The organism is Marmoricola sp. URHB0036, assembly GCF_000426045.1.
GTDB lineage: Bacteria > Actinomycetota > Actinomycetes > Propionibacteriales > Nocardioidaceae > Marmoricola.
In genome coordinates, this window is sequence record NZ_AUEP01000004.1 from 289,164 (window position 1) to 315,350 (window position 26,187).

34 protein-coding genes and 1 pseudogene are annotated in these 26,187 nt (G+C 68.8%); 4 read left to right on the top strand and 31 right to left on the bottom strand.

Annotation, left to right across the window (positions count from 1 at the left end; all coding sequences use genetic code 11):
• Positions 1 to 49 precede the first annotated feature (49 nt).
• The 22 genes and pseudogenes from rplO to H976_RS0104140 form a co-directional block, all read right to left on the bottom strand.
• Positions 50 to 490: a 50S ribosomal protein L15 gene (gene rplO / locus H976_RS0104035; protein WP_027860498.1), complete on the bottom strand. Its 441-nt coding sequence runs from the start codon at positions 488 to 490 to the stop codon at positions 50 to 52.
• Between the two features lies 1 nt (position 491).
• Complete coding sequence (rpmD, locus tag H976_RS0104040) at positions 492 to 674, bottom strand: 50S ribosomal protein L30 (RefSeq protein WP_027860499.1); 183 nt, start codon at positions 672 to 674, stop codon at positions 492 to 494.
• On the bottom strand, positions 674 to 1,297 hold the full coding sequence (gene rpsE / locus H976_RS0104045) for a 30S ribosomal protein S5 (protein WP_027860500.1): 624 nt from the start codon (positions 1,295 to 1,297) through the stop codon (positions 674 to 676). The genes rpmD and rpsE overlap by 1 nt, the downstream gene beginning before the upstream one ends.
• A 48-nt stretch (positions 1,298 to 1,345) precedes the next feature.
• Positions 1,346 to 1,729, bottom strand: a complete 384-nt coding sequence (rplR, locus tag H976_RS0104050; protein ID WP_027860501.1) for a 50S ribosomal protein L18 — start codon at positions 1,727 to 1,729, stop codon at positions 1,346 to 1,348.
• A gap of 2 nt (positions 1,730 to 1,731) precedes the next feature.
• Positions 1,732 to 2,271 (bottom strand): 50S ribosomal protein L6, encoded by a 540-nt coding sequence (gene rplF / locus H976_RS0104055; protein WP_027860502.1) that lies wholly within the window; start codon positions 2,269 to 2,271, stop codon positions 1,732 to 1,734.
• Positions 2,272 to 2,305: 34 nt separating this feature from the next.
• Positions 2,306 to 2,710 carry a 30S ribosomal protein S8 gene (gene rpsH / locus H976_RS0104060; protein WP_027860503.1) on the bottom strand — a complete coding sequence of 135 codons (405 nt, stop codon included), beginning with the start codon at positions 2,708 to 2,710 and terminating at the stop codon, positions 2,306 to 2,308.
• Positions 2,711 to 2,789: 79 nt separating this feature from the next.
• Positions 2,790 to 2,975, bottom strand: coding sequence for a type Z 30S ribosomal protein S14 (locus H976_RS0104065; RefSeq protein ID WP_027860504.1), 186 nt, complete (start codon positions 2,973 to 2,975; stop codon positions 2,790 to 2,792).
• 1 nt (position 2,976) lies between these two features.
• Positions 2,977 to 3,576, bottom strand: coding sequence for a 50S ribosomal protein L5 (rplE, locus tag H976_RS0104070; RefSeq protein ID WP_231388783.1), 600 nt, complete (start codon positions 3,574 to 3,576; stop codon positions 2,977 to 2,979).
• Positions 3,576 to 3,932 (bottom strand): 50S ribosomal protein L24, encoded by a 357-nt coding sequence (gene rplX / locus H976_RS0104075; RefSeq protein ID WP_231388784.1) that lies wholly within the window; start codon positions 3,930 to 3,932, stop codon positions 3,576 to 3,578. Before rplX ends, rplE begins: the two co-directional genes overlap by 1 nt.
• A 1-nt stretch (position 3,933) precedes the next feature.
• A complete protein-coding gene (gene rplN / locus H976_RS0104080; protein ID WP_027860507.1) occupies positions 3,934 to 4,302 on the bottom strand; it encodes a 50S ribosomal protein L14 in 369 nt (122 codons plus the stop codon).
• Positions 4,303 to 4,314: 12 nt separating this feature from the next.
• Positions 4,315 to 4,587, bottom strand: coding sequence for a 30S ribosomal protein S17 (gene rpsQ / locus H976_RS0104085; protein WP_027860508.1), 273 nt, complete (start codon positions 4,585 to 4,587; stop codon positions 4,315 to 4,317).
• A complete protein-coding gene (gene rpmC, locus H976_RS0104090) occupies positions 4,584 to 4,811 on the bottom strand; it encodes a 50S ribosomal protein L29 (RefSeq protein WP_027860509.1) in 228 nt (75 codons plus the stop codon). Before rpmC ends, rpsQ begins: the two co-directional genes overlap by 4 nt.
• Positions 4,811 to 5,230 carry a 50S ribosomal protein L16 gene (rplP, locus tag H976_RS0104095; RefSeq protein WP_027860510.1) on the bottom strand — a complete coding sequence of 140 codons (420 nt, stop codon included), beginning with the start codon at positions 5,228 to 5,230 and terminating at the stop codon, positions 4,811 to 4,813. Before rplP ends, rpmC begins: the two co-directional genes overlap by 1 nt.
• Positions 5,231 to 5,235: 5 nt before the next feature.
• On the bottom strand, positions 5,236 to 6,072 hold the full coding sequence (gene rpsC, locus H976_RS0104100) for a 30S ribosomal protein S3 (protein ID WP_027860511.1): 837 nt from the start codon (positions 6,070 to 6,072) through the stop codon (positions 5,236 to 5,238).
• On the bottom strand, positions 6,072 to 6,494 hold the full coding sequence (rplV, locus tag H976_RS0104105; RefSeq protein WP_081682647.1) for a 50S ribosomal protein L22: 423 nt from the start codon (positions 6,492 to 6,494) through the stop codon (positions 6,072 to 6,074). Before rplV ends, rpsC begins: the two co-directional genes overlap by 1 nt.
• Before the next feature lie 27 nt (positions 6,495 to 6,521).
• Positions 6,522 to 6,803 (bottom strand): 30S ribosomal protein S19, encoded by a 282-nt coding sequence (rpsS, locus tag H976_RS0104110; RefSeq protein ID WP_027860513.1) that lies wholly within the window; start codon positions 6,801 to 6,803, stop codon positions 6,522 to 6,524.
• A gap of 4 nt (positions 6,804 to 6,807) precedes the next feature.
• Positions 6,808 to 7,641, bottom strand: a complete 834-nt coding sequence (gene rplB, locus H976_RS0104115) for a 50S ribosomal protein L2 (RefSeq protein ID WP_027860514.1) — start codon at positions 7,639 to 7,641, stop codon at positions 6,808 to 6,810.
• 27 nt (positions 7,642 to 7,668) lie between these two features.
• Positions 7,669 to 7,974 carry a 50S ribosomal protein L23 gene (gene rplW, locus H976_RS0104120; protein WP_027860515.1) on the bottom strand — a complete coding sequence of 102 codons (306 nt, stop codon included), beginning with the start codon at positions 7,972 to 7,974 and terminating at the stop codon, positions 7,669 to 7,671.
• A 146-nt stretch (positions 7,975 to 8,120) separates the two neighbouring features.
• Positions 8,121 to 8,774 (bottom strand): annotated as a pseudogene (rplD, locus tag H976_RS24425) (50S ribosomal protein L4); the annotation flags it as partial.
• Between the two features lie 2 nt (positions 8,775 to 8,776).
• Positions 8,777 to 9,400 carry a 50S ribosomal protein L3 gene (rplC, locus tag H976_RS0104130; protein WP_369758997.1) on the bottom strand — a complete coding sequence of 208 codons (624 nt, stop codon included), beginning with the start codon at positions 9,398 to 9,400 and terminating at the stop codon, positions 8,777 to 8,779.
• 73 nt (positions 9,401 to 9,473) lie between these two features.
• Positions 9,474 to 9,782, bottom strand: coding sequence for a 30S ribosomal protein S10 (gene rpsJ / locus H976_RS0104135; RefSeq protein WP_008360994.1), 309 nt, complete (start codon positions 9,780 to 9,782; stop codon positions 9,474 to 9,476).
• A 369-nt stretch (positions 9,783 to 10,151) separates the two neighbouring features.
• Positions 10,152 to 11,468: an MFS transporter gene (locus H976_RS0104140; RefSeq protein ID WP_027860517.1), complete on the bottom strand. Its 1,317-nt coding sequence runs from the start codon at positions 11,466 to 11,468 to the stop codon at positions 10,152 to 10,154.
• 129 nt (positions 11,469 to 11,597) lie between these two features.
• Between H976_RS0104140 and H976_RS0104145 the strand changes: the two genes are divergently transcribed.
• Positions 11,598 to 12,020 (top strand): hypothetical protein, encoded by a 423-nt coding sequence (locus H976_RS0104145; RefSeq protein ID WP_036224505.1) that lies wholly within the window; start codon positions 11,598 to 11,600, stop codon positions 12,018 to 12,020.
• Between the two features lie 18 nt (positions 12,021 to 12,038).
• Here H976_RS0104145 and H976_RS0104150 read toward each other — a convergent pair whose 3' ends face one another.
• A complete protein-coding gene (locus H976_RS0104150; protein WP_027860519.1) occupies positions 12,039 to 12,509 on the bottom strand; it encodes a hypothetical protein in 471 nt (156 codons plus the stop codon).
• 158 nt (positions 12,510 to 12,667) lie between these two features.
• On the opposite strand from H976_RS0104150, the gene H976_RS24430 reads away from it, so the two are divergent.
• Positions 12,668 to 13,804, top strand: a complete 1,137-nt coding sequence (locus tag H976_RS24430; protein ID WP_155917950.1) for a sensor histidine kinase — start codon at positions 12,668 to 12,670, stop codon at positions 13,802 to 13,804.
• Positions 13,801 to 14,454 (top strand): response regulator transcription factor, encoded by a 654-nt coding sequence (locus H976_RS0104160; RefSeq protein ID WP_027860520.1) that lies wholly within the window; start codon positions 13,801 to 13,803, stop codon positions 14,452 to 14,454. Before H976_RS24430 ends, H976_RS0104160 begins: the two co-directional genes overlap by 4 nt.
• A gap of 21 nt (positions 14,455 to 14,475) precedes the next feature.
• On the opposite strand, the gene trmB is transcribed toward H976_RS0104160, so the two are convergent.
• On the bottom strand, positions 14,476 to 15,204 hold the full coding sequence (gene trmB / locus H976_RS0104165; protein WP_027860521.1) for a tRNA (guanosine(46)-N7)-methyltransferase TrmB: 729 nt from the start codon (positions 15,202 to 15,204) through the stop codon (positions 14,476 to 14,478).
• A gap of 67 nt (positions 15,205 to 15,271) precedes the next feature.
• Between trmB and H976_RS0104170 the strand changes: the two genes are divergently transcribed.
• Positions 15,272 to 16,615, top strand: coding sequence for a transaminase (locus H976_RS0104170; RefSeq protein WP_027860522.1), 1,344 nt, complete (start codon positions 15,272 to 15,274; stop codon positions 16,613 to 16,615).
• A gap of 64 nt (positions 16,616 to 16,679) precedes the next feature.
• On the opposite strand, the gene tuf is transcribed toward H976_RS0104170, so the two are convergent.
• The 7 genes from tuf to H976_RS0104205 all read right to left on the bottom strand — a co-directional run bounded on the left by tuf (position 16,680) and on the right by H976_RS0104205 (position 26,177).
• Positions 16,680 to 17,873, bottom strand: a complete 1,194-nt coding sequence (gene tuf / locus H976_RS0104175; protein WP_027860523.1) for an elongation factor Tu — start codon at positions 17,871 to 17,873, stop codon at positions 16,680 to 16,682.
• Positions 17,874 to 17,948: 75 nt separating this feature from the next.
• Entirely contained in the window at positions 17,949 to 20,060 is a 2,112-nt protein-coding gene (fusA, locus tag H976_RS0104180) for an elongation factor G (RefSeq protein WP_027860524.1), read from the bottom strand.
• Between the two features lie 85 nt (positions 20,061 to 20,145).
• A complete protein-coding gene (rpsG, locus tag H976_RS0104185) occupies positions 20,146 to 20,616 on the bottom strand; it encodes a 30S ribosomal protein S7 (protein WP_027860525.1) in 471 nt (156 codons plus the stop codon).
• 73 nt (positions 20,617 to 20,689) lie between these two features.
• Positions 20,690 to 21,064, bottom strand: a complete 375-nt coding sequence (rpsL, locus tag H976_RS0104190) for a 30S ribosomal protein S12 (RefSeq protein WP_027860526.1) — start codon at positions 21,062 to 21,064, stop codon at positions 20,690 to 20,692.
• Positions 21,065 to 21,203: 139 nt separating this feature from the next.
• Positions 21,204 to 24,020, bottom strand: a complete 2,817-nt coding sequence (locus H976_RS0104195) for an FAD-binding and (Fe-S)-binding domain-containing protein (RefSeq protein WP_027860527.1) — start codon at positions 24,018 to 24,020, stop codon at positions 21,204 to 21,206.
• Positions 24,014 to 25,276 (bottom strand): hydroxyacid-oxoacid transhydrogenase, encoded by a 1,263-nt coding sequence (locus H976_RS0104200; protein WP_036224670.1) that lies wholly within the window; start codon positions 25,274 to 25,276, stop codon positions 24,014 to 24,016. Before H976_RS0104200 ends, H976_RS0104195 begins: the two co-directional genes overlap by 7 nt.
• A 10-nt stretch (positions 25,277 to 25,286) precedes the next feature.
• Positions 25,287 to 26,177, bottom strand: coding sequence for an NUDIX domain-containing protein (locus H976_RS0104205; protein WP_027860529.1), 891 nt, complete (start codon positions 26,175 to 26,177; stop codon positions 25,287 to 25,289).
• Between the last annotated feature and the right edge of the window lie 10 nt (positions 26,178 to 26,187).

Consider the following 26,187-nt stretch of genomic DNA (forward strand, 5'->3'; position numbering starts at 1 on the left):
GACTACGGGACCTTCGGGATCATCCTGCCCTGTCACGCAATAGGTGCGGTCAGATCTGGGTCGCGCTGCCGCCGGCAGCCGCGATCTTCTCCTTGGCGGAACCCGAGAAGCCGTGCGCAGTGACCTGGACGGCGACCGAGAGGTCGCCCTGGCCCAGCACCTTCACGGGCTTGTCCTTGCGGACGGCGCCCTTGGCGACCAGGTCAGCGACAGTCACCTCGCCGCCCTCGGGGAACAGCTCGTTGATCCGGTCGAGGTTGACGACCTGGAACTCGACCTTGAACGGGTTCTTGAAGCCCTTCAGCTTGGGCAGGCGCATGTGGATGGGCATCTGGCCACCCTCGAACGCCGCCGGCACCTGGTAACGGGCCTTGGTTCCCTTGGTACCGCGACCGGCCGTCTTGCCCTTCGACGCCTCACCGCGACCCACGCGGGTCTTGGCGGTCTTGGCGCCGGGAGCCGGGCGCAGATGATGCAGCTTGAGCGACATGTCAGTCAACCTCCTCGACCGTCACGAGGTGACGGACGGTGTGGACCATGCCCCGGAACTCCGGGCGGTCCTCCTTGACGACCACGTCACCGATCCGCTTGAGACCCAGCGAGCGCAACGTGTCGCGCTGGTTCTTCTTGCAGCCGATGGTGGACTTCTTCTGCTCGACCTTGAGACGCGGCATCAGGAGGCCACCTCCTGGCTCACGCCCTCCGGCACCTCGGCCTGAGCCCGGAGCAGGGCAGCCGGGGCCACGTCCTCGACCGGCAGACCACGACGTGCGGCGACGGCAGCGGGCTCCTCGAGGGCGCGCAGTGCTGCCACCGTGGCGTGCACGATGTTGATCTGGTTCGAGGAGCCGAGCGACTTGCTGAGCACGTCGTGGATGCCCGCGCACTCCAGCACCGCGCGCACCGGGCCACCGGCGATCACGCCGGTACCGGGGGCGGCAGGACGCAGGAGTACGACGCCGGCAGCCTTCTCACCCTGCACGGGGTGCGGGATGGTGCCCTGGATGCGGGGAACCTTGAAGAAGTGCTTCTTGGCCTCCTCGACACCCTTGGCGATCGCGGCCGGGACCTCCTTGGCCTTGCCGTAGCCGACGCCGACCATGCCGTCACCGTCGCCGACGATCACCAGGGCGGTGAAGCTGAAGCGACGACCACCCTTGACGACCTTGGCGACACGGTTGATGGCGACGACGCGCTCGATGTAGGTGCTCTTGTCGGCACCGTCTCGGCCGCGGTTGTCGCGACCTCCACGACGCTCGCCACCGCCGGCGCGTCCTCCGCGCTGGGGTCCGCTCATGAAACTACCTCTTCCATTTCTTAAGCTCTGTGGAATCTCTTGGGTGGATCAGAAGGTCAGGCCGCCCTCGCGGGCGCCGTCCGCGAGGGCCGCAACGCGACCGTGGTACTTGTTGCCGGCGCGGTCGAAGACCACGCCCTCGACACCAGCGGACTTCGCGCGCTCGGCGACGAGCTCGCCGACCTTGCGGGCCTTGGCCGTCTTGTCACCCGTGATCGAGCGGACGTCGGGCTCCATGGTCGAGGCCGACGCAAGCGTCTTGCCGACCAGGTCGTCGACGACCTGCACGGTGATGTGCTTCGAGGAGCGCGTCACCACGAGGCGAGGACGCTCCGCAGTGCCGCTGACCTTCTTGCGACCGCGGATCTGGCGCCGCGCGCGGGACGCGACCCGGGCCGCGGTGTGCTTGCCAGTCTTGAGTGCGATAGCCATCGTCACTTACCAGCCTTTCCGACCTTGCGGCGAATGTGCTCTCCCGCGTAGCGCACGCCCTTGCCCTTGTAGGGCTCCGGCTTGCGCAGCTTGCGGATGTTGGCGGCGACTTCGCCGACGAGCTGCTTGTCGATGCCCTGGACACCGAGCCTGGTGGGGCCCTCGACGGTGAAGGTGATGCCGTCGGGGGCGTTGAACGTGATCGAGTGGGAGTAGCCGAGCTGGAACTCCAGCTGGGTCGGGCCCTTGGAGAGGACGCGGTAGCCCACGCCGACGATCTCGAGCTTCTTCTCGTAGCCCTCGGTGACGCCCACGACCATGTTGTTGATCAGCGACCGGGTCAGTCCGTGCAGGGCACGGCTCTCCCGCTCGTCGTTGGGACGCTTCACCTCGAGGGCACCGTCACCGTTCTCGACGGTGATGGGCGCGGCCACCGCGTGGGTCAGGGTGCCCTTGGGGCCCTTGACCGTGACGATGTTCGCCTGGACCTGCACGTCGACTCCGGACGGGACCGGGACGGGCAGCTTGCCGATGCGCGACATTGCTTCTACCTCAGCTTCCTCGTCTTGTTCCGGGTCACCAGACGTAGGCGAGGACTTCCCCACCTACACCCTTGCTGTTGGCCTGACGGTCGGTGAGCAGGCCCTGGCTGGTCGAGATGATCGCGACGCCGAGGCCGCCGAGCACCTTCGGCAGGGCGGTGTGCTTGGCGTACACGCGCAGGCCGGGCTTGCTGATCCGGCGTACGCCGGCAATGGAGCGCTCACGGCTGCGGCCGTACTTGAGCTGGATCTCCAGCGTCTTGCCGACCACGCCCTCGAGGTCCTTGACCTCGAAGGAGGTGATGTACCCCTCCTGCTTGAGGATCTCGGCGACGCCCTGCTTGAGCTTGCTGTACGGCATCGACACCGAGTCGTGGTACGCCTGGTTGGCGTTGCGCAGACGCGTCAGCATGTCTGCGATCGGGTCAGTCATCGTCATGGCCTTCTCGGCCCTTTCTCCACTCCGGTTTCGCTCCCGCATCTCGGGGCGACCTGTAGCGATCGTTTGTAGGTGGTGGTTACCAGGAGCTCTTGGTGACGCCGGGCAGCTCGCCGGCGTGTGCCATCTCCCGGAGGCAGATGCGGCACAGGCCGAACTTGCGGTAGACGGCCTTGGGCCGGCCGCAGCGCTGGCAGCGGGTGTAGCCGCGCACCGCGAACTTGGGCTTGCGTGCGGCCTTGACCTTCAGTCCGGTCTTCGCCATGTCAGTTGCCTTCCTTGAACGGGAAACCGAGCTTCTTCAGCAGAGCCCGGCCCTCGTCGTCGTTGGTCGCGGACGTCACCACGGTGATGTCCATGCCGCGGGAGCGGTCGATCTTGTCCTGGTCGATCTCGTGGAACATGACCTGCTCGGTGAGACCGAAGGTGTAGTTGCCGCGCCCGTCGAACTGGCGGTCCGAGAGACCACGGAAGTCGCGGATGCGGGGCAGGGCGAGCGCCAGCAGGCGGTCGAGGAACTCCCACATGCGGTCGCCACGCAGGGTGACGTGCGCGCCGATGGGCATCCCCTCACGCAGCTTGAACTGCGCGATCGACTTGCGGGCCCGGGTGACCTGCGGCTTCTGGCCGGTGATCGCGGTGAGGTCCTTGACGGCACCCTCGATGAGCTTGGAGTCGCGAGCGGCCTCGCCGACACCCATGTTCACCACGATCTTGGTCAGGCCCGGCACCTGCATGACGTTGGCGTAGCCGAACTGCTCGCGCAGCGCGGGGAGGATCTCCTCGCGGTAGCGGGCCTTCATGCGCGGGCCGGCCGACTGCTCGGCCGAGCGGTCGCTGTTGATCTCGGTCATTGACTCAGTCATCAGATCTCTTCTCCGGACTTCCGGGAGACGCGGACGCTGCGCGTGGTCTCGTACGTCGACCCGTCGCTGCGACGCTTCGTGGCCTCCACCCGCTTGGAGCCGATGCGGGTGGTGCCCTTGCCGTCGACGACCATCACGTTGGAGACGTGGATCGGGGCCTCCGCGGTCACGATGCCGCCGGTGTTGCCGGCGCGGCCGCCCTGGTTGACGACCTTGGTGTGCTTCTTGACCCGGTTGACGCCCTCGACGATCACCCGCTGCTCCTCCCGGAGCACCTGGATGACCTTGCCCTCGGCACCCTTGTCCTTGCCTGCGATCACCTTGACGGTGTCGCCCTTCTTGATCTTCACGCTCATCTCAGAGCACCTCCGGCGCGAGCGAAATGATCTTCATGAACCGCTTCTCGCGCAGCTCGCGGCCCACGGGGCCGAAGATGCGCGTGCCACGGGGTTCCCCGTCGGCCTTGAGGATCACCGCTGCGTTCTCGTCGAAGCGGATGTAGGAACCGTCGGCACGACGGCGCTCCTTGACGGTGCGCACGATCACGGCCTTGACGACGTCGCCCTTCTTGACGTTGCCGCCCGGGATCGCGTCCTTGACGGTGGCGACGATGACGTCACCGATGCCGGCGTAGCGCCGACCGGAGCCGCCGAGCACACGGATGCACAGGATCTGCTTGGCACCCGTGTTGTCGGCGACCTTGAGTCGCGACTCCTGCTGGATCATCTGTCCTGTCTCCTACTTCGCCTTCTCGATGATCTCCACCACGCGCCAGCGCTTGGTCGCGCTGAGCGGGCGGGTCTCCATCAGGAGCACACGGTCGCCGACTCCACAGGAGTTGGCCTCGTCGTGTGCCTTGAGCCGGGTGGAACGACGCAGCACCTTGCCGTAGAGCGCGTGCTTGACGCGGTCCTCGACAGAGACCACGACGGTCTTGTCCATCTTGTCGCTGACGACCAGGCCTTCACGGACCTTGCGGGCCGACCTGTCCTCAACAGCGTTCTCGCTCATGCGTTCTCCTTAGCGCCCGGCGCCGTACGGATGCCGAGCTCGCGCTCGCGCACCACGGTGTAGATCCGGGAGATGTCCTTCTTGACGGCCTTGAGACGGCCGTGGCTCTCGAGCTGACCGGTCGCGGCCTGGAAACGGAGGTTGAACAGCTCCTCCTTGGCCTCGCGCAGCTTGCCCTCGAGGTCGACGTTGTTCAGCTCGTCGAGCTCATGTGCGGTCGCCATCAGAAATCACCTGTCTCACGGCTGATGAACTTGCACTTCATCGGGAGCTTGTGGATCGCGCGACGCATGGCCTCGCGGGCAATGTCCTCGTCGACACCGGCAAGCTCGAACATGACGCGACCGGGCTTGACGTTGGCCACCCACCACTCGGGCGAGCCCTTGCCGGAACCCATCCGGGTCTCGGCGGGCTTCTTGGTCAGCGGGCGGTCGGGGTAGATGTTGATCCACACCTTTCCGCCGCGCTTGATGTGACGGGTCATCGCGATACGCGCTGACTCGATCTGTCGGTTGGTCACGTAGGCGGACTCGGTCGCCTGGATACCGAAGTCACCGAAGGAGAGCTTGGTGCCACCCTTGGCGGCGCCAGTCCGCTTCGGGTGGTGCTGCTTGCGGTGCTTGACCCTTCGAGGCATCAACATGATGTTCAGCCCTCCCCGTTGGTAGCGGTCGGTGCGGCCTCGGCAGCCGGGGCCGCAGCAGCGGTCTCGGCAGCAGGAGCCTCGGTACGGTCGGAACGCGTCGGACGCTCGGCACCGCCACGCGAACCACGCGTGGGGCGGTCGGTGCGGGCGCCGCCACGGCCACGGCCGGGGGCTCCGGCACGGGCCGCAGCCTGGGCCTCGCGCTCGGCGCGGGTGCCCGCGACCTCGCCCTTGTAGATCCAGACCTTCACGCCGATGCGGCCGAAGGTGGTCTTGGCCTCGTAGAAGCCGTAGTCGATGTCGGCACGCAGCGTGTGCAGGGGCACGCGGCCCTCGCGGTAGAACTCCGAGCGCGACATCTCGGCGCCGTTGAGACGACCCGAGCACTGGATCCGGATGCCCTTGGCACCGGAGCGCATCGAGGTCTGCATGGCCTTCTTCATCGCGCGACGGAACTGCACACGACCGGCGAGCTGCTCGGCCACGCCCTGGGCGACCAGCTGAGCGTCGATCTCCGGCTGCTTCACCTCGAGGATGTTCAGCTGCACCTGCTTGCCGGTGAGCTTCTCCAGCTCGCCGCGCAGGCGGTCGGCCTCGGCACCGCGGCGACCGATGACGATGCCCGGCCGTGCGGTGTGGATGTCCACTCGCACGCGGTCGCGGGTGCGCTCGATCTCCACCTTGGCGATGCCGGCGCGCTCCATGCCCTTGGACAGGAGACGACGGATCGCGACGTCCTCACCGACGTAGGACTTGTAGAGCTTGTCGGCGTACCACCGGCTCTTGTGGTCGGTGGAGATGCCGAGGCGGAACCCGTTCGGGTTGATCTTCTGACCCATCAGGCCTTCCGTCCCTTCGTCTGGTTCTCGTCGGCAGGCGACACCACGAGCGTGATGTGGCTGGTGCGCTTGTTGATCCGGGTGGCCCGGCCCTGCGCACGCGGGCGCCAGCGCTTCATGGTGGGGCCCTCGTCGACCATGGCCTTGCTGACCACGAGCGTGCCGCGGTCGAGGTCCTCGGTCGTCTCGGCGTTGGCCACGGCGCTCTCGAGCACCTTGTAGACGGTCTCGCTGGCCGCCTGCGGCGCGAACTGCAGCAACGCCAGGGCGTCATCCACGGGAAGTCCACGGACCATGTCCACGACACGGCGGGCCTTCATCGGGGTGATCCGGACGAAGCGCGCGCTGGCGAACGCACCCGGCTGGTCGCCGAGCAGCGAGTCACGGCGGGCGCTGGTGCGCCGACGCTCAGTAACACTCATTGTCTGTTCTCTCCTCAGCTACCGCGGTCAGCGGCGGCGGCTCTTCCGGTCGTCCTTGACGTGGCCCCGGTAGGTGCGGGTGGGCGCGAACTCGCCCAGCTTGTGGCCGACCATCGAGTCGGTCACGAACACCGGGACGTGTTTGTGTCCGTCGTGCACGGCGAGCGTGTGGCCGATCATGGCCGGCACGATCATCGAGCGACGCGACCACGTCTTGATCACGTTGTGGGTCCCGGCCTCGTTCTGGGCGTCCACCTTCTTGATCAGGTGGTCGTCGACGAACGGGCCCTTCTTCAGGCTGCGTGGCATCTGGCTACTTCCTCTTACCGGACTTGCGGCGACGGACGATCAGGGCATCGCTGGCCTTGCGCTTGCGCGTACGGCCCTCGGGCTTGCCCCAGGGGGTGACCGGGTGGCGACCACCGGAGGTCTTGCCCTCGCCACCGCCGTGCGGGTGGTCGACGGGGTTCATGACGACACCGCGGACGGTCGGGCGCTTGCCCTTCCACCGCATCCGGCCGGCCTTGCCCCAGTTGATGTTGGACTGCTCGGCGTTGCCGACCTCGCCGACCGTGGCGCGGCAGCGGACGTCGACGTAACGCATCTCGCCGGAGGGCATCCGCAGCTGTGCGCGCGAGCCCTCCTTGGCGACGAGCTGGGCGCTGTTGCCGGCGGAACGGGCGATCTTGGCACCGCCACCGGGCCGGAGCTCGATGCAGTGGATCGTGGTACCGACGGGGATGTTGCGCAGCGGCAGGTTGTTGCCCGGCTTGATGTCGGCGGTCGGACCGGCCTCGATCGCGGTGCCCTGGCTGACGCCGAGCGGCGCGATGATGTAACGCTTCTCGCCGTCGGCGTAGTGCAGCAGCGCGATGCGCGCGGTGCGGTTGGGGTCGTACTCGATGTGCGCGACCTTGGCCGGCACGCCGTCCTTGTCGTAGCGACGGAAGTCGACGATGCGGTAGGCGCGCTTGTGGCCACCACCCTGGTGACGGGTGGTGATGCGGCCCTGGTTGTTGCGGCCACCCTTCTTGGGCAGCGGCTTGACCAGCGACTTCTCCGGCGTGGTCCGGGTGATCTCGACGAAGTCAGCGACCGACGAGCCACGACGGCCCGGGGTGGTCGGCTTGTACTTGCGGATTGCCATGTCAGTTCCTCAGCTCCTCGAGCCCGGTCAGGAGACCGGACCTCCGAAGATGTCGATGCGGTGACCCTCGGCCAGGCTGACGATCGCGCGCTTGGTGTCCTTGCGCTTGCCGGTGCCGGTGCGGGTACGACGGGTCTTGCCGGGTCGGTTCAGCGTGTTCACGGAGGTGACCTTGACGTCGAAGACCTTCTCGACCGCGACCTTGATCTCGGTCTTGTTCGCGTCGGGACGCACCAGGAACGTGTACTTGTTCGCGTCGAGGAGGCCGTAGCTCTTCTCGCTCACGACCGGCGCGATCAGTACGTCGCGGTGGTCCTTGTGCAGCGTGCTCACTTGGTGTCCTCCTCAGCGGTCTCAGCCTCGTCGGCGGCCTCAGTGTCGTCGGTGGCCTCAGTCGGCTCGTCGGCGTCGCCCGGCTCGTCGGCAGCGGCGGTCGGCTCCTCGACTGCGGGAGCCTCCTCGACCTCGGCCTCGTCGTCAGCCGCGTCGTTGCCGGCGGGCTCGACGATGGTCGCCTTGCGGGCGGTCGCCGAGGCGGTGCCGTTGACGAACGAGTCGTAGGCGCCCTGGGTGAACACCACGTCGTCGCAGAGCAGCACGTCGTAGGTGTTCAGCTGGTCGACGGCGAGGAGGTGCACCGAGGCCACGTTGCGCAGCGAGAGCCACGTCAGGGCGTCGTCACGCTCGAGCACGACCAGCTGGCGGCGGTGCTCGGTGAGCCCGTTCAGCGCCTCGACGGCACCCTTGGTCGACGGCTTCTTCTGGTCACCGATCAACGACTCCACGACGTGGATGCGCCCGGCGCGGGCCCGGTCGGAGAGGGCTCCGCGCAGGGCGGCGGCCTTCATCTTCTTCGGGGTGCGCTGGTCGTAGTCACGCGGCTGCGGGCCATGGACGACGCCACCACCGGCGAACTGCGGCGCGCGGGTCGAGCCCTGGCGGGCGCGGCCGGTGCCCTTCTGCTTGTAGGGCTTGCGGCCACCGCCGCGAACCTCGCCGCGGGTCTTGGTGGCGTGGGTGCCCTGACGAGCAGCGGCCTGCTGGGCCACCACGACCTGGTGGATCAGCGGGATGTTGGTCTTGGCGTCGAAGATCTCGGCGGGGAGATCGACCTTCACGGTCTTGGCGGTCATGCTCAGGCCTCCCCGGTGAGAGTTGCGGACTTCTTCGCAGCCGAGCGGATGACGACGAGGCCACCCTTGGGGCCGGGAACGGCGCCCTTGAGCAGGATCAGGCCCTTCTCGACATCGACGGCGTGCACGGTGACGTTCTGGGTGGTGACGGTGTCGCTACCCATGCGGCCGGCCATGCGGGTGCCCTTGAAGACGCGACCCGGGGTCGCGCAGGCGCCGATCGAGCCCGGCTTGCGGTGGTTGCGGTGTGCACCGTGGGAGGCGCCGACGCCGTGGAAGCCGTGCAGCTTCATCACACCGGCGTAGCCCTTGCCCTTGCTGGTGCCCGTGACGTCGACCTCCTGGCCGGCGGCGAAGGTGTCGGGACCGAGCTCCTGGCCGACCTCGTAGGCCGGGGCCTCCGACGTACGGATCTCGGCCACGTGGCGGCGCGGGGTGACCCCGGCCTTGCCGAAATGACCGGCCGAGGGCTTGGTGACCTTCGAGCCGTCGATCTCTCCGAAGCCGATCTGGATGGCGTTGTAGCCGTCCTTCTCCGGGGTGCGGACCTGGGTCACCACGTTGGTGCCGGCCGCGATCACGGTGACGGGGACGATGCGGTTGTTCTCGTCCCAGGTCTGGGTCATGCCGAGCTTGGTGCCCAGCAGCCCCTTGAGGTTGCGTTCGAAAGTGCTCATGACTCCACTAATCTCCTGGGCCTCAGAGCTTGATCTCGATGTCGACGCCGGCGGGAAGGTCGAGACGCATCAGCGAGTCGACGGTCTTCGGCGTGGGGTCGATGATGTCGATCAGGCGCTTGTGGGTGCGCATCTCGAAGTGCTCGCGGGAGTCCTTGTACTTGTGGGGCGAGCGGATGACGCAGTAGACGTTCTTCTCCGTCGGCAGCGGCACCGGGCCGGCCACCTTCGCGCCCGTACGGGTCACGGTGTCCACGATCTTCCGCGCCGAGGTGTCGATCACCTCGTGGTCATAGGCCTTGAGCCTGATGCGGATCTTCTGTCCCGCCATCAAACAACGTCCTTACTCAGTAGTCCCAACGACTGGTCTCGGACCCCCTCGGTGAGGTGGTCCGCCCTGCTCCTTCTCGCTCCAGGCCCCGACCCACGCGGTCGGGCGTGTCGCGGCCTTCAAACTGCGCGCGACGCACACGATCGTGCTGGTCGTTGTCTGGAGTGGCGCCCGGTGGGCCGGGCAGAACGGGATCTCCTGGTGCGGCGCGAACACGCGCGACCACTACAACTGCCATGTCAGCAGCTCAGGAGAACCTGTTCAGTAGTCAATGTCCGCGCCCCGGCAATCCCGCCGGAGCAACCGAACTATCTTGTCAGAGACACCCGCGGTACGCCAAATCGGGTTCGCCGTGCACCTTCCCGGGCCTCACAGCTGGGCGGACTCCTGGGCCACCTGCTCCAGAGCGGGGTCTCCGGACCTCCGCGCCCGTGGGATGGACAGGCACATCAGCGAGGCGAGCAGGCACAGCCCGCCGGCCGTCATCCAGGCGACGAAGTAGTCGCCGAGTCCCTGCCGGATCCAGCCCGCGTACGACGCCGCGACCCCCGCGCCGACCATGTGCGAGGCGAACACCCAGCCGAACACGACGCCCGACTTCTCCAGCCCGAAGTGGATCCGGCACAGGGCGACCGTCGGCGGCACGGTGGCCACCCAGTCGAGCCCGTAGAAGACGATGAACAGGAACAGGCTGGGCTGGACGTGCGGCCCGAGCAGGGTGGGTACGACGAGCAGGCTCAGCCCGCGCAGGAAGTAGTAGCCGAAGAGCAGGTAGCGGGAGTCGACCCGGTCGGTGAGCCACCCCGACGCGATCGTGCCGACGATGTCGAAGATGCCGATCAGGGCGAGCAGTCCCGCTGACGTGGTCTCCGGCATGCCGTGGTCGTGGGCGGCCGGGATGAAGTGGGTGCCGATCAGCCCGTTGGTCGACCAGCCGCAGATCCAGAACGTCAGGAACAGGGCCCAGAACGTCCAGCGGTGGCTGATCTCGCGCAGCGTCGTCAGCGCGAGCCTGGCCGGCCCCGGTCCGTCGCGCACGACCGGCGGCTCGGCGTACGACTCCGGGGCGCCGTACGGCACCTGGCCGACGTCGGAGGGCCGGTCGCGCATGACCAGCAGCACCACCGGCACGAGCAGCAGCGCGAACCCGGCCACCAGGCCCGCGGCCCAGCGCCAACCGGGCCCGTGTGCCAGGTGGGCGATGGCCGGCAGGAAGATCAGCTGTCCGGTCGAGCTCGCCGCCGAGAAGACGCCCGTGATGAGCCCGCGGTCGCGCACGAACCAGCGGTTGGCCACGATGGCGCCGAAGACGAGGGCCATCGCCCCGGTGCCGACGCCGATCGGGACGCCCCAAAGGAACCACAGCTGCCAGGCCGAGGTCATCACCAACGTCAGGCCGGCCCCCGCGGCGACGAGGGCGAGCGCCAGCGCCACCACCCGTCGTACGCCGAACCGCTCCATCAGCGCCGCTGCGAAGGGGGCCGTGAGCCCGTAGATCACCAGGTTGAGGCTGACCGCACCCGACGTCGTCGCCCGGGACCAGCCGAACTCGTGCTCCAGCGGCTCGAGCAGCGCACCGGTCGAGGAGCGGAAACCCGCGGCCGCCACGAGGGCAGCCATGGTGACCCCGGCGACCCACCAGGCCCGGGTGCTGGTGCGCGCCTCGGGCTTCGCGGTGGTGGCCACGCCGCGAGTCTAGGGACGTCGGAGCGCTCGCACGCCGGGGCTGACTGCCCACCATCGCCGGGATCCTGCCACCGGATCCACCGGTCCTCGACCGACCCAGCGGTTGCCAACAGGGCTTAGAGTCAGGACATGGACGGCAGGGTCCTGACCGGACTGCTCGAAGTCGTCGCGATCTCCATGGTCCCGGTGACGGCTTTCGCCGTGCTCATCCACCGCGAGCGCATCTGTGAAGTCAGTGTCGCCCTGGGTCGCCGGGTGCGGGTCGTGCCGCCTCCCCCGGCCCCGCCGGCCGGACCTCCGCTGGAGAAGCTCGCGGCCGACCTGCGCCGGCTCCGTCCCGAGGCGAGGTCACCCCGCCCCGGCGTACCCATGGCCAGGCAGAAGGGCATCGTGGCGGCCTACGACGGCGTGCTCGTCGCGACGGCCAGGGCGCTGGGTGTCCCGACGTCCCTCACCGACCTGCCCGAGGGGATCGACCGGGAGGCCGAGCGCCTGCGGGTCGAGGACGCACTCGAGGCGGCCGGGCTCAGCTGGCACCTGCACCAGGACTGAGCCCGACCGACGCGGGACCTACGACCACCAGCTCGCACCGGGGTTGGCGATCCAGTCGCTCACGTAGAAGGCGGCGTACCCGACCACGGCGAGCACTCCGATCACGAACGCTGCGGTCGCCTTGCCGGCACCGGTCGACGCCCGTCGGCCGGCGTACCCGAGCAACGCTGCCGCAGCCCCCAGGATGATCGGCAGTCCAGACCACGCAGCGGGGACGATCAGCAGGACGCCGGTGATGCCCAGGGCGAGGGCACGTCCGATTGCGCTCTCGTGACGCAGGCCGCGGACCACGACGAGCGGGTAGAGCAGACCGACGACGACCAGGTCGAACACGACCATGCTCAGCGCCTCCACGGCGCTGTCGGCGCGAGCCAGATCGAGGAACGCAGCGACCCCGAGACTGACTGCCGCTACTGGGACGAGTGCGTGCCGCGCGCGGTCACGGTCGACGATGGCACTCGGACTGGCACCTGCAGTGATGGAGCTCATGGCGGTTTCCTCTCGGGTTGGTTGTCCCAGCAGTGTTCGGTCTGAGACACACCTCCGTCGTCGCCCGGGCTGACGAAACCCGTCGCTCCCCCGAGTGAGTCGAGGCGTCATCCTCAGGAGTGACTGCCGACCCCGGCCCGAGGCCCTAACGTGGCTCCATGAGGGTGCCTCCAGGGGTGCGTCGACACGGTGACCTGCTGGTTGCGGTGGCCTTCGCGGTGGCGTACGCCGGGGAGCTGCTCGCCTACGACGATGCGAACCACGTCGTCGCGGTGCCGCTGGCGATCGCCGCTGGGTTGGCACTGGCGGCCCGGCGACGGGCGCCGTTCCTGTCCTTCGTCGTCGTCGCCGTGCTCGACGTGGCCGTCGTCCACTGGGCGCCGGACTTCGATGGGAACTCGATCGTGTTCGTCGCGATCTTCCTGTTCAACCTGTTCTCGCTGGGAGCCAACGCGCACGGGGTCGAGGCGTGGCTCGGGGTCCTCGGAGTGCTGGGGGTGACGGTGGGCTTCGTGGTCGGCGACGGCGCGCACGATGCCTCCGACGTCTTCTTCGCCCTCGTCTTCTGCGGGACCCCGTGGAGCCTCGGCGTTGCCGTGCGGGTCCGCCGCGACCGGGAACGCGAGCTCGGTGCGCGCAACCTCGCGCTGCAGGAAGAGAGTGCTCGCGCCATCGCCGACGAGCGCGCCCGCATCGCTCGCGAGCTGCACGACACCGTCTCCCACGCGATCGCTGTGACCGTCCTCCAGGCGCGTGGTGGCGCGAAGATGGTCGGCCGCGACAACGAGGCGGTACGACGGGCGTTGGCCTCGATCGAGCACACGAACACCTCGGCCCTGGCCGACATGCGCCGCCTGCTCGGGCTGCTCCGCAGTACCGAGGAGGACGGCGCTCGTGCCGAGCCGCAGCCATCCCTCCAACGCCTCGACGAATTGGTGGATGAGGTGCGCTCGTCGGGCCTCCCTGTCGAGCTCGAGGTCAGTGGCGATCCGTTGCCGGTGCCACCTGGGCTCGACCTCTCCGCCTACCGGATCGTGCAGGAGGCGCTGACCAACGTGCTCAAGCACGCCGGACCTCAGGCACACGCGAAGGTAGAGCTGGTCTACGGGCCTGATGACCTCGAGGTCGCGGTCACCAACGACGGGGCCACGACGACGTCGGGGGCTGGCACCGGCCACGGCCTGATCGGCATCCGTGAACGCGTCTCGGTGGCAGGCGGTTCGGTCGAGGCCGGTCCCGCAGAGGGTGGCTACGTCGTACGCGCCCGGCTTCCGTACCTGTTGGGGACGTCATGATCCGCGTCGTGCTGGCCGATGACCAGCCACTGGTCAGGACGGGCCTCCGCATGATCCTCAGTGACCAGGAGGACATCGAGGTCGTCGGCGAGGCAGCGGACGGGGCACAGGCGATCGAGATCTGTGCCGAGAGGAACCCGGACGTCGTCCTGATGGACGTGCGGATGCCCGGAGTCGACGGCATCGACGCGACACGGGCTGTCACCGCGGCGAAGGATCCACCACGGGTTCTCGTACTGACCACGTTCGACCTCGATGACATCGTCTATGACGCGCTGCGTGCGGGGGCCAGTGGCTTCCTGCTCAAGGATGCCCCGGAGGAGCGACTGATCACCGCGATACGGGTGGTGGCCGACGGGGGATCGTTGTTCGCCCCTTCGGTGACCCGGCGACTGATCGAGGAGTTCTCGCGTCGCCGAGCGCCGTCGCGGGAACCCGAGGCGTTCGGGTCACTGACCGACCGTGAGACCGAGGTCCTCGCCCACCTCGCGCGCGGTGAGTCCAACGCGGAGATCGCAGCGGCGCTGTTCGTCACCGAGAACACGGTCAAGACCCACGTGGCCCGGCTGCTGATGAAGCTGGGGCTGCGTGACCGGGTCCAGGCCGTCGTACTCGCCTACGAGTCGGGCCTCGTCCAGCCGGGCGGGTGAGGTGTGCGGGAAGTCGGGCGGTCAGTCGACCAGACGTCGGTAGGCCAGGTCCACGATCTGCCGGTCGGCTGCCCGTCCCTTGCGCTCGAACTTCGTGACCGGCCGGTCCTCCCAGCGCGGCACCGGTCCGCCCTCGAACGCCGGGTCGGCGTCGAGCACCGCGCACATCTGTGCGGCGTAGTCCGCCCAGTCGGTCGCCAACCGCCACATCCCGCCGGGACGGAGTCGCGAGGCAGCCAGCCGTGCGAACTCGGCATTGACCAGCCGCCGCTTGTGGTGCCGCGTCTTCGGCCACGGGTCGGGGAAGAAGGTCCACAGCTCCGTGACCTCGCCCTCACCGAACAGGTGCTCCACGCACCAGACTGCATCGACGGAGAGCAGCCGGACGTTGTCGGCACCTGCCTCGGCGAGGAGCCCGAGCGTGTGCGCGACTCCGGGCCGCCAGACCTCGAGCGCGACGATGTCGTACGACGGACGGCCGGCCGCGAGCGCAGCGGTCGCCTCGCCGATCCCGGAGCCGATCTCGACGACGATCGGTGCGGTCCGCCCGAACTCCTCCGCCCAGCTGAACGACGGGTCGTCGACCGCCTCGTCGGGGATCACCCAGTCGCGGTGGTGGGCGTCCCAGGACTCCTGCTGCGACGGGGTGAAGCGGCTGCCCCGGCGTGAGTAGGTGAGCACCTCGCGGATCCGCCGCCCGTCGTCGGTGAAGCGCTGGTGCGGTCGCGCGGGAGGCAGCGGGTGGTTCACGTGCTCATTGTCGCGTTCGCGCCGGGACGCGAGACCACCCCCTCCCCCCGGGGCCTAGATTGCCCTCATGATCGACCGCCAGCGCCTTGCCGACCTCCGCGCCGCCGAGGACCAGCTCTTCCTCGACCTCCACCCCCGCTCCGCCGAGCAGGCCGCGCGAGCCCGAGGGCCGCTCCTGGCCGGCGTGCCGATGCCATGGATGACCCGGTGGCCGGGCGCCTTCCCGGTCTTTGCCGCCTCGGCCACGGGCGCGCGGCTGGTCGACGCCGACGGGCTGGAGTACGTCGACCTCTGTCTCGGCGACACCGGCGCGATGACCGGGCACGCGCTCCCCCAGGTGGCAGAGGCGGTCGCTCGTCAGGCAGCCGCCGGCATCACCACGATGCTGCCGTCGCAGGACGCGGTATGGGTCGGCGAGGAGCTGGCCCGCAGGTTCGGGCTGCCGACGTGGCAGCTGGCGATGTCGGCCACCGACGCAAACCGGTTCGTGCTGCGGTTCGCCCGTCACCTCACCGGACGGCCACGGATCGCGGTGATGGACTGGTGCTACCACGGCACGGTGGACGAGACCCTGGCCGTGCTCGACGAGGGGCGGGTGGTCCCCCGGCCCGGCGCTCTCGGTCCCCAGGTCGACGTCGTGACGACGACCGCCGTGGTGCCGTTCAACGACCTCGACGCCCTCGACCGACGTCTGGCCGAGGGCGACGTCGCCTGCCTGCTGATGGAGCCGGCCCTGACCAACATCGGCATCGTGCTGCCCGACGACGGCTACCTCGACGGCGTCCGGGAGGTCACCCGCCGCCACGACGTGCTCCTGGTGATCGACGAGACGCACACCCTGTGCGCCGGGCCGGGTGGCTGCACGAGCGCCTGGGGTCTCGATCCCGACTTCGTGGTGGTCGGGAAGCCGATCGGCGGCGGGGTGCCGTCAGCGGCCTACGGCATGACCGCGGAGATCGCCGATCGGTTGGCCGGCCCGATGCTGGGTCACGAGATCGACGTCGCCGGCGTCGGCGGGACACTGACGGCCAACGCCCTGGCCCTCGCTGCGATCAGGGCGACGCTCTCGACGTGCCTGCGCGAGGAGGACTTCGCGGTCGCCGTACCCCTGGCTCAGCGGTTCACCGACGGGGTCGCGGGCGTCATCGAGAAGCACGCGCTGCCGTGGCACGTGCAGCGCCTCGGCTGCCGGGCCGAGTACTGGTTCTGCCCTCCGCCGCGTGACGGTGCCGCTGCAGCGGCCGCGGTCGACGACGACCTCGAGGGGTTCATGCACCTGTGGGCGCTGAACCGCGGGGTGCTGCTGACGCCCTTCCACAACATGGCGCTGTTCAGCCCGCACCACACCGAGGCCGACGTCGACGGGCACACCGAGGTGTTCGGCGAGGCCGTGCAGGCACTCGTCGGCTGAGCACGCAGAACGGCCCCGGACCAGCAGGTCCGGGGCCGTTCGGTGAAGCGCTAGATCAGCAAGCTCACTTGGTGATCTTGGTGACGCGACCGGCGCCGACGGTGCGACCGCCCTCGCGGATCGCGAAGCGGAGACCGTCCTCCATGGCGATCGGCTGGATCAGCTCGACCGACATGTCGGTGTTGTCGCCCGGCATGACCATCTCGCGGCCCTCGGGAAGGGTCACCACGCCCGTCACGTCCGTCGTACGGAAGTAGAACTGCGGGCGGTAGTTGTTGAAGAACGGCGTGTGACGGCCGCCCTCCTCCTTCGAGAGGATGTAGACCGAGGCCTCGAAGTTGGTGTGCGGGGTGGTCGTGCCCGGCTTGATCACGACCATGCCGCGCTCGACGTCCTCGCGCTTGGTGCCACGGAGGAGCAGCCCGACGTTCTCGCCGGCCTGGCCCTCGTCGAGGAGCTTGCGGAACATCTCGACACCGGTGACCGTGCTCTTCTGCGAACCCGGGCGGATGCCGATGATCTCGACCTCCTCGTTCACCTTGACGATGCCGCGCTCGATGCGACCGGTGATGACGGTTCCACGACCGGTGATCGTGAAGACGTCCTCGACGGGCATCAGGAAGGGCTTCTCGGTGTCGCGCTCGGGCTGCGGGATGAACTCGTCGACCGCGTTCATCAGCTCGAGGATCGACTCGCCCCACTTCTCGTCACCCTGGAGGGCCGGGAAGGCAGCGACCTTGATCACCGGGACGTCGTCGCCGGGGAACTCGTACTCGTTGAGGAGCTCGCGCACCTCCATCTCGACGAGCTCGATGAGCTCTTCGTCGTCGACCATGTCGCACTTGTTCAGCGCGACGACCAGGGCCGGCACGCCGACCTGGCGGGCGAGCAGCACGTGCTCACGCGTCTGCGGCATCGGACCGTCGGTGGCGGCCACGACCAGGATCGCGCCGTCCATCTGCGCGGCACCGGTGATCATGTTCTTGATGTAGTCCGCGTGACCCGGGCAGTCGACGTGCGCGTAGTGGCGCGCCTCGGTCTGGTACTCGACGTGCGCGATCGAGATGGTGATACCGCGCTGACGCTCCTCGGGGGCCTTGTCGATCTCGTCGAAGGCCGAGGCAGCGTTCAGGTCGGGGTACTTGTCGTGCAGCACCTTCGTGATTGCTGCGGTCAACGTCGTCTTGCCGTGGTCGATGTGACCGATGGTTCCGATGTTGACGTGCGGCTTGGTCCGCTCGAACTTCGCCTTAGCCACTGGGGCTCCTCCTGTTGTTGTTACTTGACTCGTGTAGTTGAACTGCTGTGCTGCTGCCGAGGGCCGGTGCGAACGTTACTCGCCACGGACCTTCTTGATGATCTCGTCGGCGACGTTCTGGGGAACCTCGGCGTACGAGTCGAACTCCATCGAGTACGACGCCTGACCTGAGGTCTTCGACCGCAAGTCACCAACGTACCCGAACATTTCAGAGAGCGGCACGAGGGCGTCGACGACGCGGTCCCCCGAGCGCTCGGACATCGCCCGCACCTGTCCGCGGCGCGAGTTGATGTCACCGATCACGTCACCCATGAAGGTCTCCGGGGTGACGACCTCGACCGCGAACATCGGCTCCAGCAGCACGGGCTTGGCCATCCGTGCGGCCTCCTTGAAGGCCTGGTTGCCGGCGATCTTGAACGCGAGCTCCGAGGAGTCCACGTCGTGGTACGCGCCGTCCTCGAGGGTGAACTTGACGTCCACCATCGGGTAGCCGGCGAGCACGCCGAACTCCATGGCCTCCTGGCCGCCCTGGTCGACCGAGGGGATGTACTCCTTCGGCACGCGACCACCGGACACGTTGTTCACGAACTCATAGCCGGCGCCGTGGCCGGTCTCCGCGTCGATGTTGGGCTCGAGTGAGACCAGCACCTTCGCGAACTGGCCGGACCCACCGGTCTGCTTCTTGTGGGTGTAGCCGTGCTTCTCCACCTTGCGGCGGATGGTCTCGCGGTAGGCGACCTGCGGCTTGCCGACGGTTGCTTCAACCCGGAACTCGCGCTTCATCCGGTCGACGAGGATCTCCAGGTGGAGCTCGCCCATGCCGGCGATGATCGTCTGCCCGGTCTCCTCGTCCGCCTTGACGGTGAACGTGGGGTCCTCGTCGGACAGGCGCTGGATCGCGGTGCCGAGCTTCTCCTGGTCACCCTTGGTCTTGGGCTCGATCGCGACCTCGATCACCGGGGCCGGGAAGGTCATCGACTCGAGGATCACCGGGTGGTTCTGGTCGCACAGGGTGTGACCGGTCTTGGTGTCCTTCAGGCCCATGACGGCCACGATCTGGCCGGCGCCGACCGACGCGATCTCCTCACGCTTGTTGGCGTGCATCTGGTAGACCTTGCCGATCCGCTCCTTGCGGCCGTTGACCGAGTTGAGCACCGAGGTGCCCGCCTCGAGCTTGCCGGAGTAGACGCGGACGTAGATCAGCTTCCCGAGGTGGGGGTCGGTCGCGATCTTGTAGGCGAGACCGGCGAACGGCTCGTCGTCGCTGGGCTGACGGACGATGACCTCGTCCTCGTCCTTGACCGAGTGGCCCTGGATCCCGTCGATGTCGAGCGGGGAGGGCAGGTACTTGACGACGGCGTCGAGCAGGGGCTGCACGCCCTTGTTCTTGAACGCAGTGCCGCACAGGACGGGGTTGATCTTGTCGGCCAGGGTGGCGCGACGGATCGCGGCCTCGAGCTCCTCGACGGAGAACTCGCCCTCCTCGAGGAACTTCTCCATGATCTCGTCGTCCGCGTCGGCCAGCGTCTCGAGCAGCTTCTCGCGGTACTCGGCGGCCTGCTCGGCCAGCTCCGCGGGGATCTCCTCGATCTCGTAGTCCTCGCCCATCTTGGTCTCGCCGCGCCAGGTGAGGGCACGCATGCCGACCAGGTCGACGACACCGAGGAAGTCGGCCTCGGCACCGATGGGCAGCTGGAGGACCAGCGGGGTGGAGTTGAGGCGCTCGACCATCATGTCGACGCAGCGCCAGAAGTCGGCGCCGGTGCGGTCCAGCTTGTTCACGAAGCACATCCGCGGCACGGAGTACTTGTTGGCCTGGCGCCACACGGTCATCGTCTGGGGCTCGACACCGGCGACACCGTCGAAGACGGCGACCGCTCCGTCGAGGACGCGCAGCGAGCGCTCGACCTCGGCGGTGAAGTCGACGTGCCCGGGGGTGTCGATGATGTTGATCTGGTGGTCCTTCCACCAGCAGGTCGTCGCGGCGGACGTGATCGTGATGCCGCGCTCCTGCTCCTGCTCCATCCAGTCCATCGTGGCGGCGCCCTCGTGGACCTCACCGATCTTGTAGGTGATGCCGGTGTAGAAGAGGATGCGCTCGGTGGTGGTGGTCTTGCCGGCATCGATGTGCGCCATGATGCCGATGTTGCGGACCTTGTTGAGGTCCGTGGTGATGTCGACAGCCACTGAAAGCCTGTTCCTTAGGGTAGAAAAACGTCTGGGGTGCGGGAGGAGAACGCCGGTGCTGAGCGCCGTGTTCCCCTCCCGGCGATCACCAGCGGTAGTGGGCGAAGGCCTTGTTGGACTCGGCCATCTTGTGGGTGTCCTCGCGCTTCTTCACAGCGGCACCGAGGCCGTTGGAGGCGTCGAGGATCTCGTTCATCAGGCGCTCGGACATCGTCTTCTCGCGACGGTCCGCGGCGTAGCCGACGAGCCAGCGCAGGGCCAGCGTGGTGCTGCGGCCCGCCTTGACCTCGATCGGCACCTGGTAGGTCGCGCCACCGACACGGCGGGACTTGACCTCGATGGCGGGCTTGACGTTGTCGAGCGCGCGCTTGAGCGTCACGACGGGGTCGGTGCCGGTCTTCTCACGGGTGCCCTCGAGGGCGCCGTAGACGATGCGCTGGGCGACCTGCTTCTTGCCGTCCTGCAGCACCTTGGAGACGAGCTGGGAGACGAGCTGGGACCCGTAGACGGGGTCCATGTCGACTGGCCGCTTGGTTGCGGGACCCTTGCGCGGCATTAGAGGTTCACCGACTTACGGTTTGCAGGGCTGATGGCGGAAGCGAAGGAAGCGGACTCTGCTGAATGCGGCATTAGCTCTTCTCCTTCTTGGCGCCGTAACGGCTACGGGCCTGCTTGCGGTTCTTGACACCCTGGGTGTCGAGCGAACCGCGGATGATCTTGTAGCGGACACCGGGCAGGTCCTTCACCCGGCCGCCGCGGACGAGCACGATCGAGTGCTCCTGGAGGTTGTGGCCGACACCCGGGATGTAAGCGGTGACCTCGATGCCGCTCGACAGGCGCACGCGGGCGACCTTGCGAAGAGCAGAGTTCGGCTTCTTGGGAGTCGTGGTGTAGACGCGGGTGCAGACACCGCGTCGCTGGGGCGAACCCTTCAGGGCAGGCGTCTTGTTCTTGGACACCTTGTCCTGGCGGCCCTTGCGGACCAGCTGGTTGATGGTGGGCACCTGGTGGTTCCCTTTCTGTTCTGCTCTCAGTACCCGACGCCTTGCCGGGCACGATGATGTCGCTTGTTGCATGTGGTGCGGGAGTGCGGCACAGAGGGCACGCAAACAGGCCTGGATCGCCCAAGCACAAGGAGCAAGACTACCGGCGGGCAGCAGTCAAGGCAAAACGCGGGTGGAGCAGCTCCGCGAGGTGCAAGGCCCGCCGTCCGGCGAGGTCGTCGAGCTGCGTGCGGCAGGAGAATCCGTCTGCCACAACAACGGCGTCTGGCCCGGCATTCCGTACGGCGGGCAGCAGGTCGTGCTCGGCCACGGCCACCGAGACCTCGTAGTGCCCCTGCTCGACCCCGAAGTTGCCGGCGAGGCCGCAGCAGCCGCCCACGCGGGTGACGGTGGCACCGGTCTGCGCGAGCAGCGCGGCGTCGGTCTCCCAGCCGATGACGGCGTGGTGGTGGCAGTGCGGCTGGGCCACCACCTCGACGCCGGTGAGGTCGGGCGGCGTCCATGTCCCGCGGCGCACCTGGTCGGCGAGGAACTCCGCGAGCGACAGCAGGCCCCTGCTCACCTCGGCGACGCGCGGGTCGTCGACCAGCTGGCCGGCGTCCTCGCGGATCGCGGCCAGGCAGCTGGGTTCCAGGCCGATGACGGGGGTCCCGTCGGCGACGTACCCGTGCAGGGTCTCGACCGCCGCGCCCACGATGCGCCGCGCCGCGGCCAGCTGCCCGGTGGTGATCCAGGTGAGGCCGCAGCACGCCTGGTCGGGGATGACGGCGGCCCGGAGTCCCAACGACTCGAGCAGCTCGATCGCCGCCCGTCCGGTGTCGGCAGCGAACCGGTCGGTGAAGGAGTCGGCCCAGATCCACACGTCCGGCTTTGCGTCATCCGAATCGTGGCCTTGAGCGCTCCGTCCGTATGACGCACGCAGTGGCTGCTCGGAGAAGCGGGGCAGGCTGCGGCGCCGGTCGACCCCGGCGGCGGCCTTCGCGAGACGGCCGACGGTCTCGCTGCGGAGCATGGCGTTGGCCAGCTTCGGCGGAGTCATCCGGGCCCAGCGCGGCAGCTGGCCGAGGGCGTAGTGGGAGCGGGGGCGCAGCTTGCGGCGGTACTGCTGCGACAGGGCCTCCGACTTGTAGGTCGCCATGTCGATGCCGGTCGGGCAGTCGCGGGCACAGCCCTTGCAGGACAGGCAGAGGTCGAGCGCGTCGCCGACGGCCGGGTCGTCGAAGCCGAGGGTGCCGTTGGCGACGTCCTGGAGGACGTGCGCGCGGCCGCGGGTGGAGTCCTTCTCCTCCCGGGTGGCGAGGTACGACGGGCACATCACGCCACCTGTGCCCGTGTTGTCGGCGATGCACTTGCCCACGCCAGTGCAGCGGTGCACGGCGTCCTTGAACGAGCCGGAGTCGTGGGTCAGCTTCAGCGTCGTACGCACCGGGCGCATGGGTGCGGCCAGCCGCAGGTCGGCGTCGAAGGGGGCAGGCTCGACGAGCACGCCGGGGTTGAGCAGGTTGCCGGGGTCGAGGATCCGCTTCGCCTGCTGCATCAGCGCGATCGCCTGCGGGGAGTACATCCGCGGCAGCAGCTCGGAGCGGGCCCGGCCGTCGCCGTGCTCCCCCGACATCGAGCCGCGGTACGACGCCACCAGGTCGGCCGCGTCCTCGATGAAGCCCCGGAAACGGCTCCGACCACCGGCGTCCTCGAGCTCGAAGTCGATGCGCACGTGCACGCAGCCGTCACCGAAGTGGCCGTAGGGCACGCCATCGAGGGCGCGGTCCTTCAACAGCGCGTCGAAGTCGCGCAGGTAGTCGCCGAGCCTGTCGGGCGGAACGGCGGCGTCCTCCCACCCTGCCTGGGCCGGGCGGCTCAGCGAGCGGGCCGCGAGCCCGGCGCCGTCCTCACGGATCCGCCACAGGGCCAGCTGCTCGACGACGTCGGTGACGATCCGGTGCGGCACTCCCGCCGTCGCGGCGACTGCCTCGGCCTTCGACTCGGCCTCGCGGAGATCGGTGCCGGTCACCTCGGCGAACAGCCAGCCGCCGCCGGCCGGGAGCTCGGGATGGCCCGTCACCATGCCCGCGATGCGTTGGTCCAGCCCCTCGCACGCGACGAGCGGGTGCTCCAGGAGGGCGGGTACGGCGTCGGCCGCATCGGCCATCGTCGGGTAGCCGAGCACCGCGAGTGCACGAGCAGGCGCGTCCTCGACCAGCCGGACGGTCGCCTCCAGGACCAGCCCGAGGGTGCCCTCGGTGCCGACCAGGAAGCGGTCGAACCGACGGCCGTGCTCGGGGAGCAGGTGCTCGAAGGAGTAGCCCGAGACCTGGCGCCCGAAGCGACCGAACTCGGTACGCACGGTGCCGCGGTGCTCGTCGACCAGGGTGTCGAGTGCCTGGAGCTGGCGGTTTCGAGACGCTCGCTGCGCTCGCTCCTCAACCACCGAGGAGACGACCGTCCCGTCGGCGAGCAGCACGCTCAGAGCCTCGACGTTGTCGACGGTCCGGCCGTAGGCCAGCGCCCGCGAGCCGCACGCGTTGTTGCCGATCATCCCGCCGACTGTGCAGCGGGTGTGGGTCGACGGGTCCGGACCGAACCGGAGCCCGGCCGCCACCGCCTGCTTCTGGAGCACGGCGTGCACCACACCGGGCTGCACGCGAGCAAGGCGCGCCTCGCGGTCGAGCTCGAGCACGCGGTTGAGGTGGCGGTTGGTGTCGACGACGATGCCGGCCCCGATCGCGTTGCCGGCGATCGACGTACCGGCTCCGCGCATGGTCAGCGGCGTACCCGTCTCCCGCGCCACCGCGAGGGTGGCGGCGATCTCGTCGGTGTCGCGGGGGCGTACGACGACCAGCGGCGGGATCCGGTAGAGGGAGGCGTCGCTCGCGTACAGCGTCCTCGCGAGCTGCGAGTCGTCGACCTCGACGAGTCCAGCACGGCGGAGCGCGGCGACGACGTCGCCGGCTACCACAGCTCGAGCGACCGGGTCAGGATCTGTGCCGCATCCTCCTCGGTCACCTCGCGTGGGGCGGTGGCGAGCAGGCGCTGCTGCTTGAGGGTGCCCTCGACGAGGTCGTCGATGTCGCCCTCGTCGTACCCGACAGCGCCGAGGCCGTTGGGGATGACGATGTCGCGCATCAGGTCGGTCAGAACGTTGGGGAGCGCGTCGGGTCCGTCGTAGTCGTGGCCGGGCGCGAGCAGCTCGGCCGCCCGCAGGTGTCGCCCGGGATCGGCCTCGAAGGTCCACCGGAACGCCTCGGGCGCGGTGAGCGAGACGGCCATCCCGTGGGGCACCATCGCCTCGTCGTCGGGGTAGCCCTCGGGGTGGAAGTCCTTGACCCGTCCGGCGATCGGATAGGCGTTGGCGTGCGGGATGTGCACGCCGGCGTTGCCGAAACCGAGACCGGCGAAGGTCGCGGCCATGGCCATGGCATGCCGGGCTTCGGTGTCGTCGCCGTCCTGGACGGCGGGCCGGAACCAGCGCGACAGCAGCGACATCGCCTTCTCCGACCACATGTCGGAGATCGGGTTGGCTCCGCAGTAGGGCACCCGCTCCTCGGGCCGCTTCTTGTCGTACGACGCGAACGAGCGCGCGGTGTAGCTCTCCAGCGCGTGGCACAGGATGTCCATCCCGGCGGCCGAGGTGACCCCTGCCGGCTGGGTCAGCGTCAGGACCGGGTCGACCACAGCCAGGGTGGGCCGCAGCCGGGGGTGGCTGATGCCGGTCTTCACCTTCTGCGCGAGTACGTCGAGCACGCAGATCGTCGTGGACTCCGCGCCGGTGCCGGTCGTGGTCGGGACTGCCACCAGCGGCTTGAGCGGCTTCTCGGGGTTGCGGGCCTTGCCGACCGGGGCGTTGACGTAGTCCATCAGCTCACCGTCGTTGGTGGTGAGCAGGTTGACCGCCTTGGCGGTGTCGATCGCTGATCCCCCGCCGACCGCGACGTAGGCGTCCCACGGGCCGGTGTCACGGGCGTGGGCGATCGCCGCCTCGAGGCTGGCGTCGGTCGGCTCGACGTGGGTGCCGTCGTACACCGCCGCCTCGATGCCGAACTGGCCCATCTGGTCGGCCACCCGCTGGGGATGCCCGGTCGCGGCGACGCCGGGGTCGGTGATCACGAGCACCCGTTTCACGTCGTACTGCGAGAGGTCGTAGCCGATCTCGTCCGAGGCCCCCTCGCCGAACTTCAGTCCGGGAGCGCCGTAGGTGAACACGGATTCGTTCATGTCCGCCAATCTAACGAGCCGCGCCCATGCCCAGCGCGGCGGTGACCAGCGTGGACACCAGGACCGCGCCGGAGGTCACCTCGGCCAGCGGGACCCACGCGACGGCGTCGGTGGTCCCGTCGAGGTCCTCGACGTTCGGCTCCTCGTCGCTCACGTCGACCGCGAAGACGAGGTGGACGCCGTGGAAGTCCTCCTCGCGACCGTGTGGCGCGGTTCCGGTGAAGTGCTCGTCGTGCACGCCGAGCAGGTTCCCGACCGTGGCGACCAGCCCGGTCTCCTCGAGCACCTCGCGGGCCACCGCCACGGCCGGCGGCTCGCCGTGGTCGAGGCCACCTCCCGGCAGCGTCCAGGTGCCCGGGCGCGGACCGCGAGCCGAGTGGCGGGTCAGCAGGAGGGCGTCGTCTCGCCGGACGAGGGCGTACGCCGCGAGCCGCTGCCGCTCGGCGGGCCAGTGGTGGGCCAGCGCCTCGCGCACCATCGGGACGGTCGGGACGAGGCCGGACTCGACGTCCGCGACGGGTAGCCAGCGGGCGTCGACGGTGGACCCGTCGATCTCGACGACCCGGGGCTCGGGCGCCTCTGCGGCCACCCAGGCGTCGTACACGATCCGCACGGAGTGCATCTCGGTCGGCGCGCTCGTGCGGTCGACGACCCGGTGCGCCGACCCGATCCACAGCGGTCGGCCGAGGTGGCACTCGAGCCCGGTCTCCTCGTGGACCTCGCGCACCACGGCGTCGTCGGGGTGCTCGCCGAACTCGATGCCACCGCCGGGCAACGTCCAGAGCTCGGCCTCGGAGATCGAGGGCGCGAGACGGGACAGCAGGACCTCGCCGGCTCGCACGATCACGGCGTACGCCGCGACCCGCTGCCTGCGTGGAAGGCCACCCGGATCCTCGACCATGGAGGGGAGT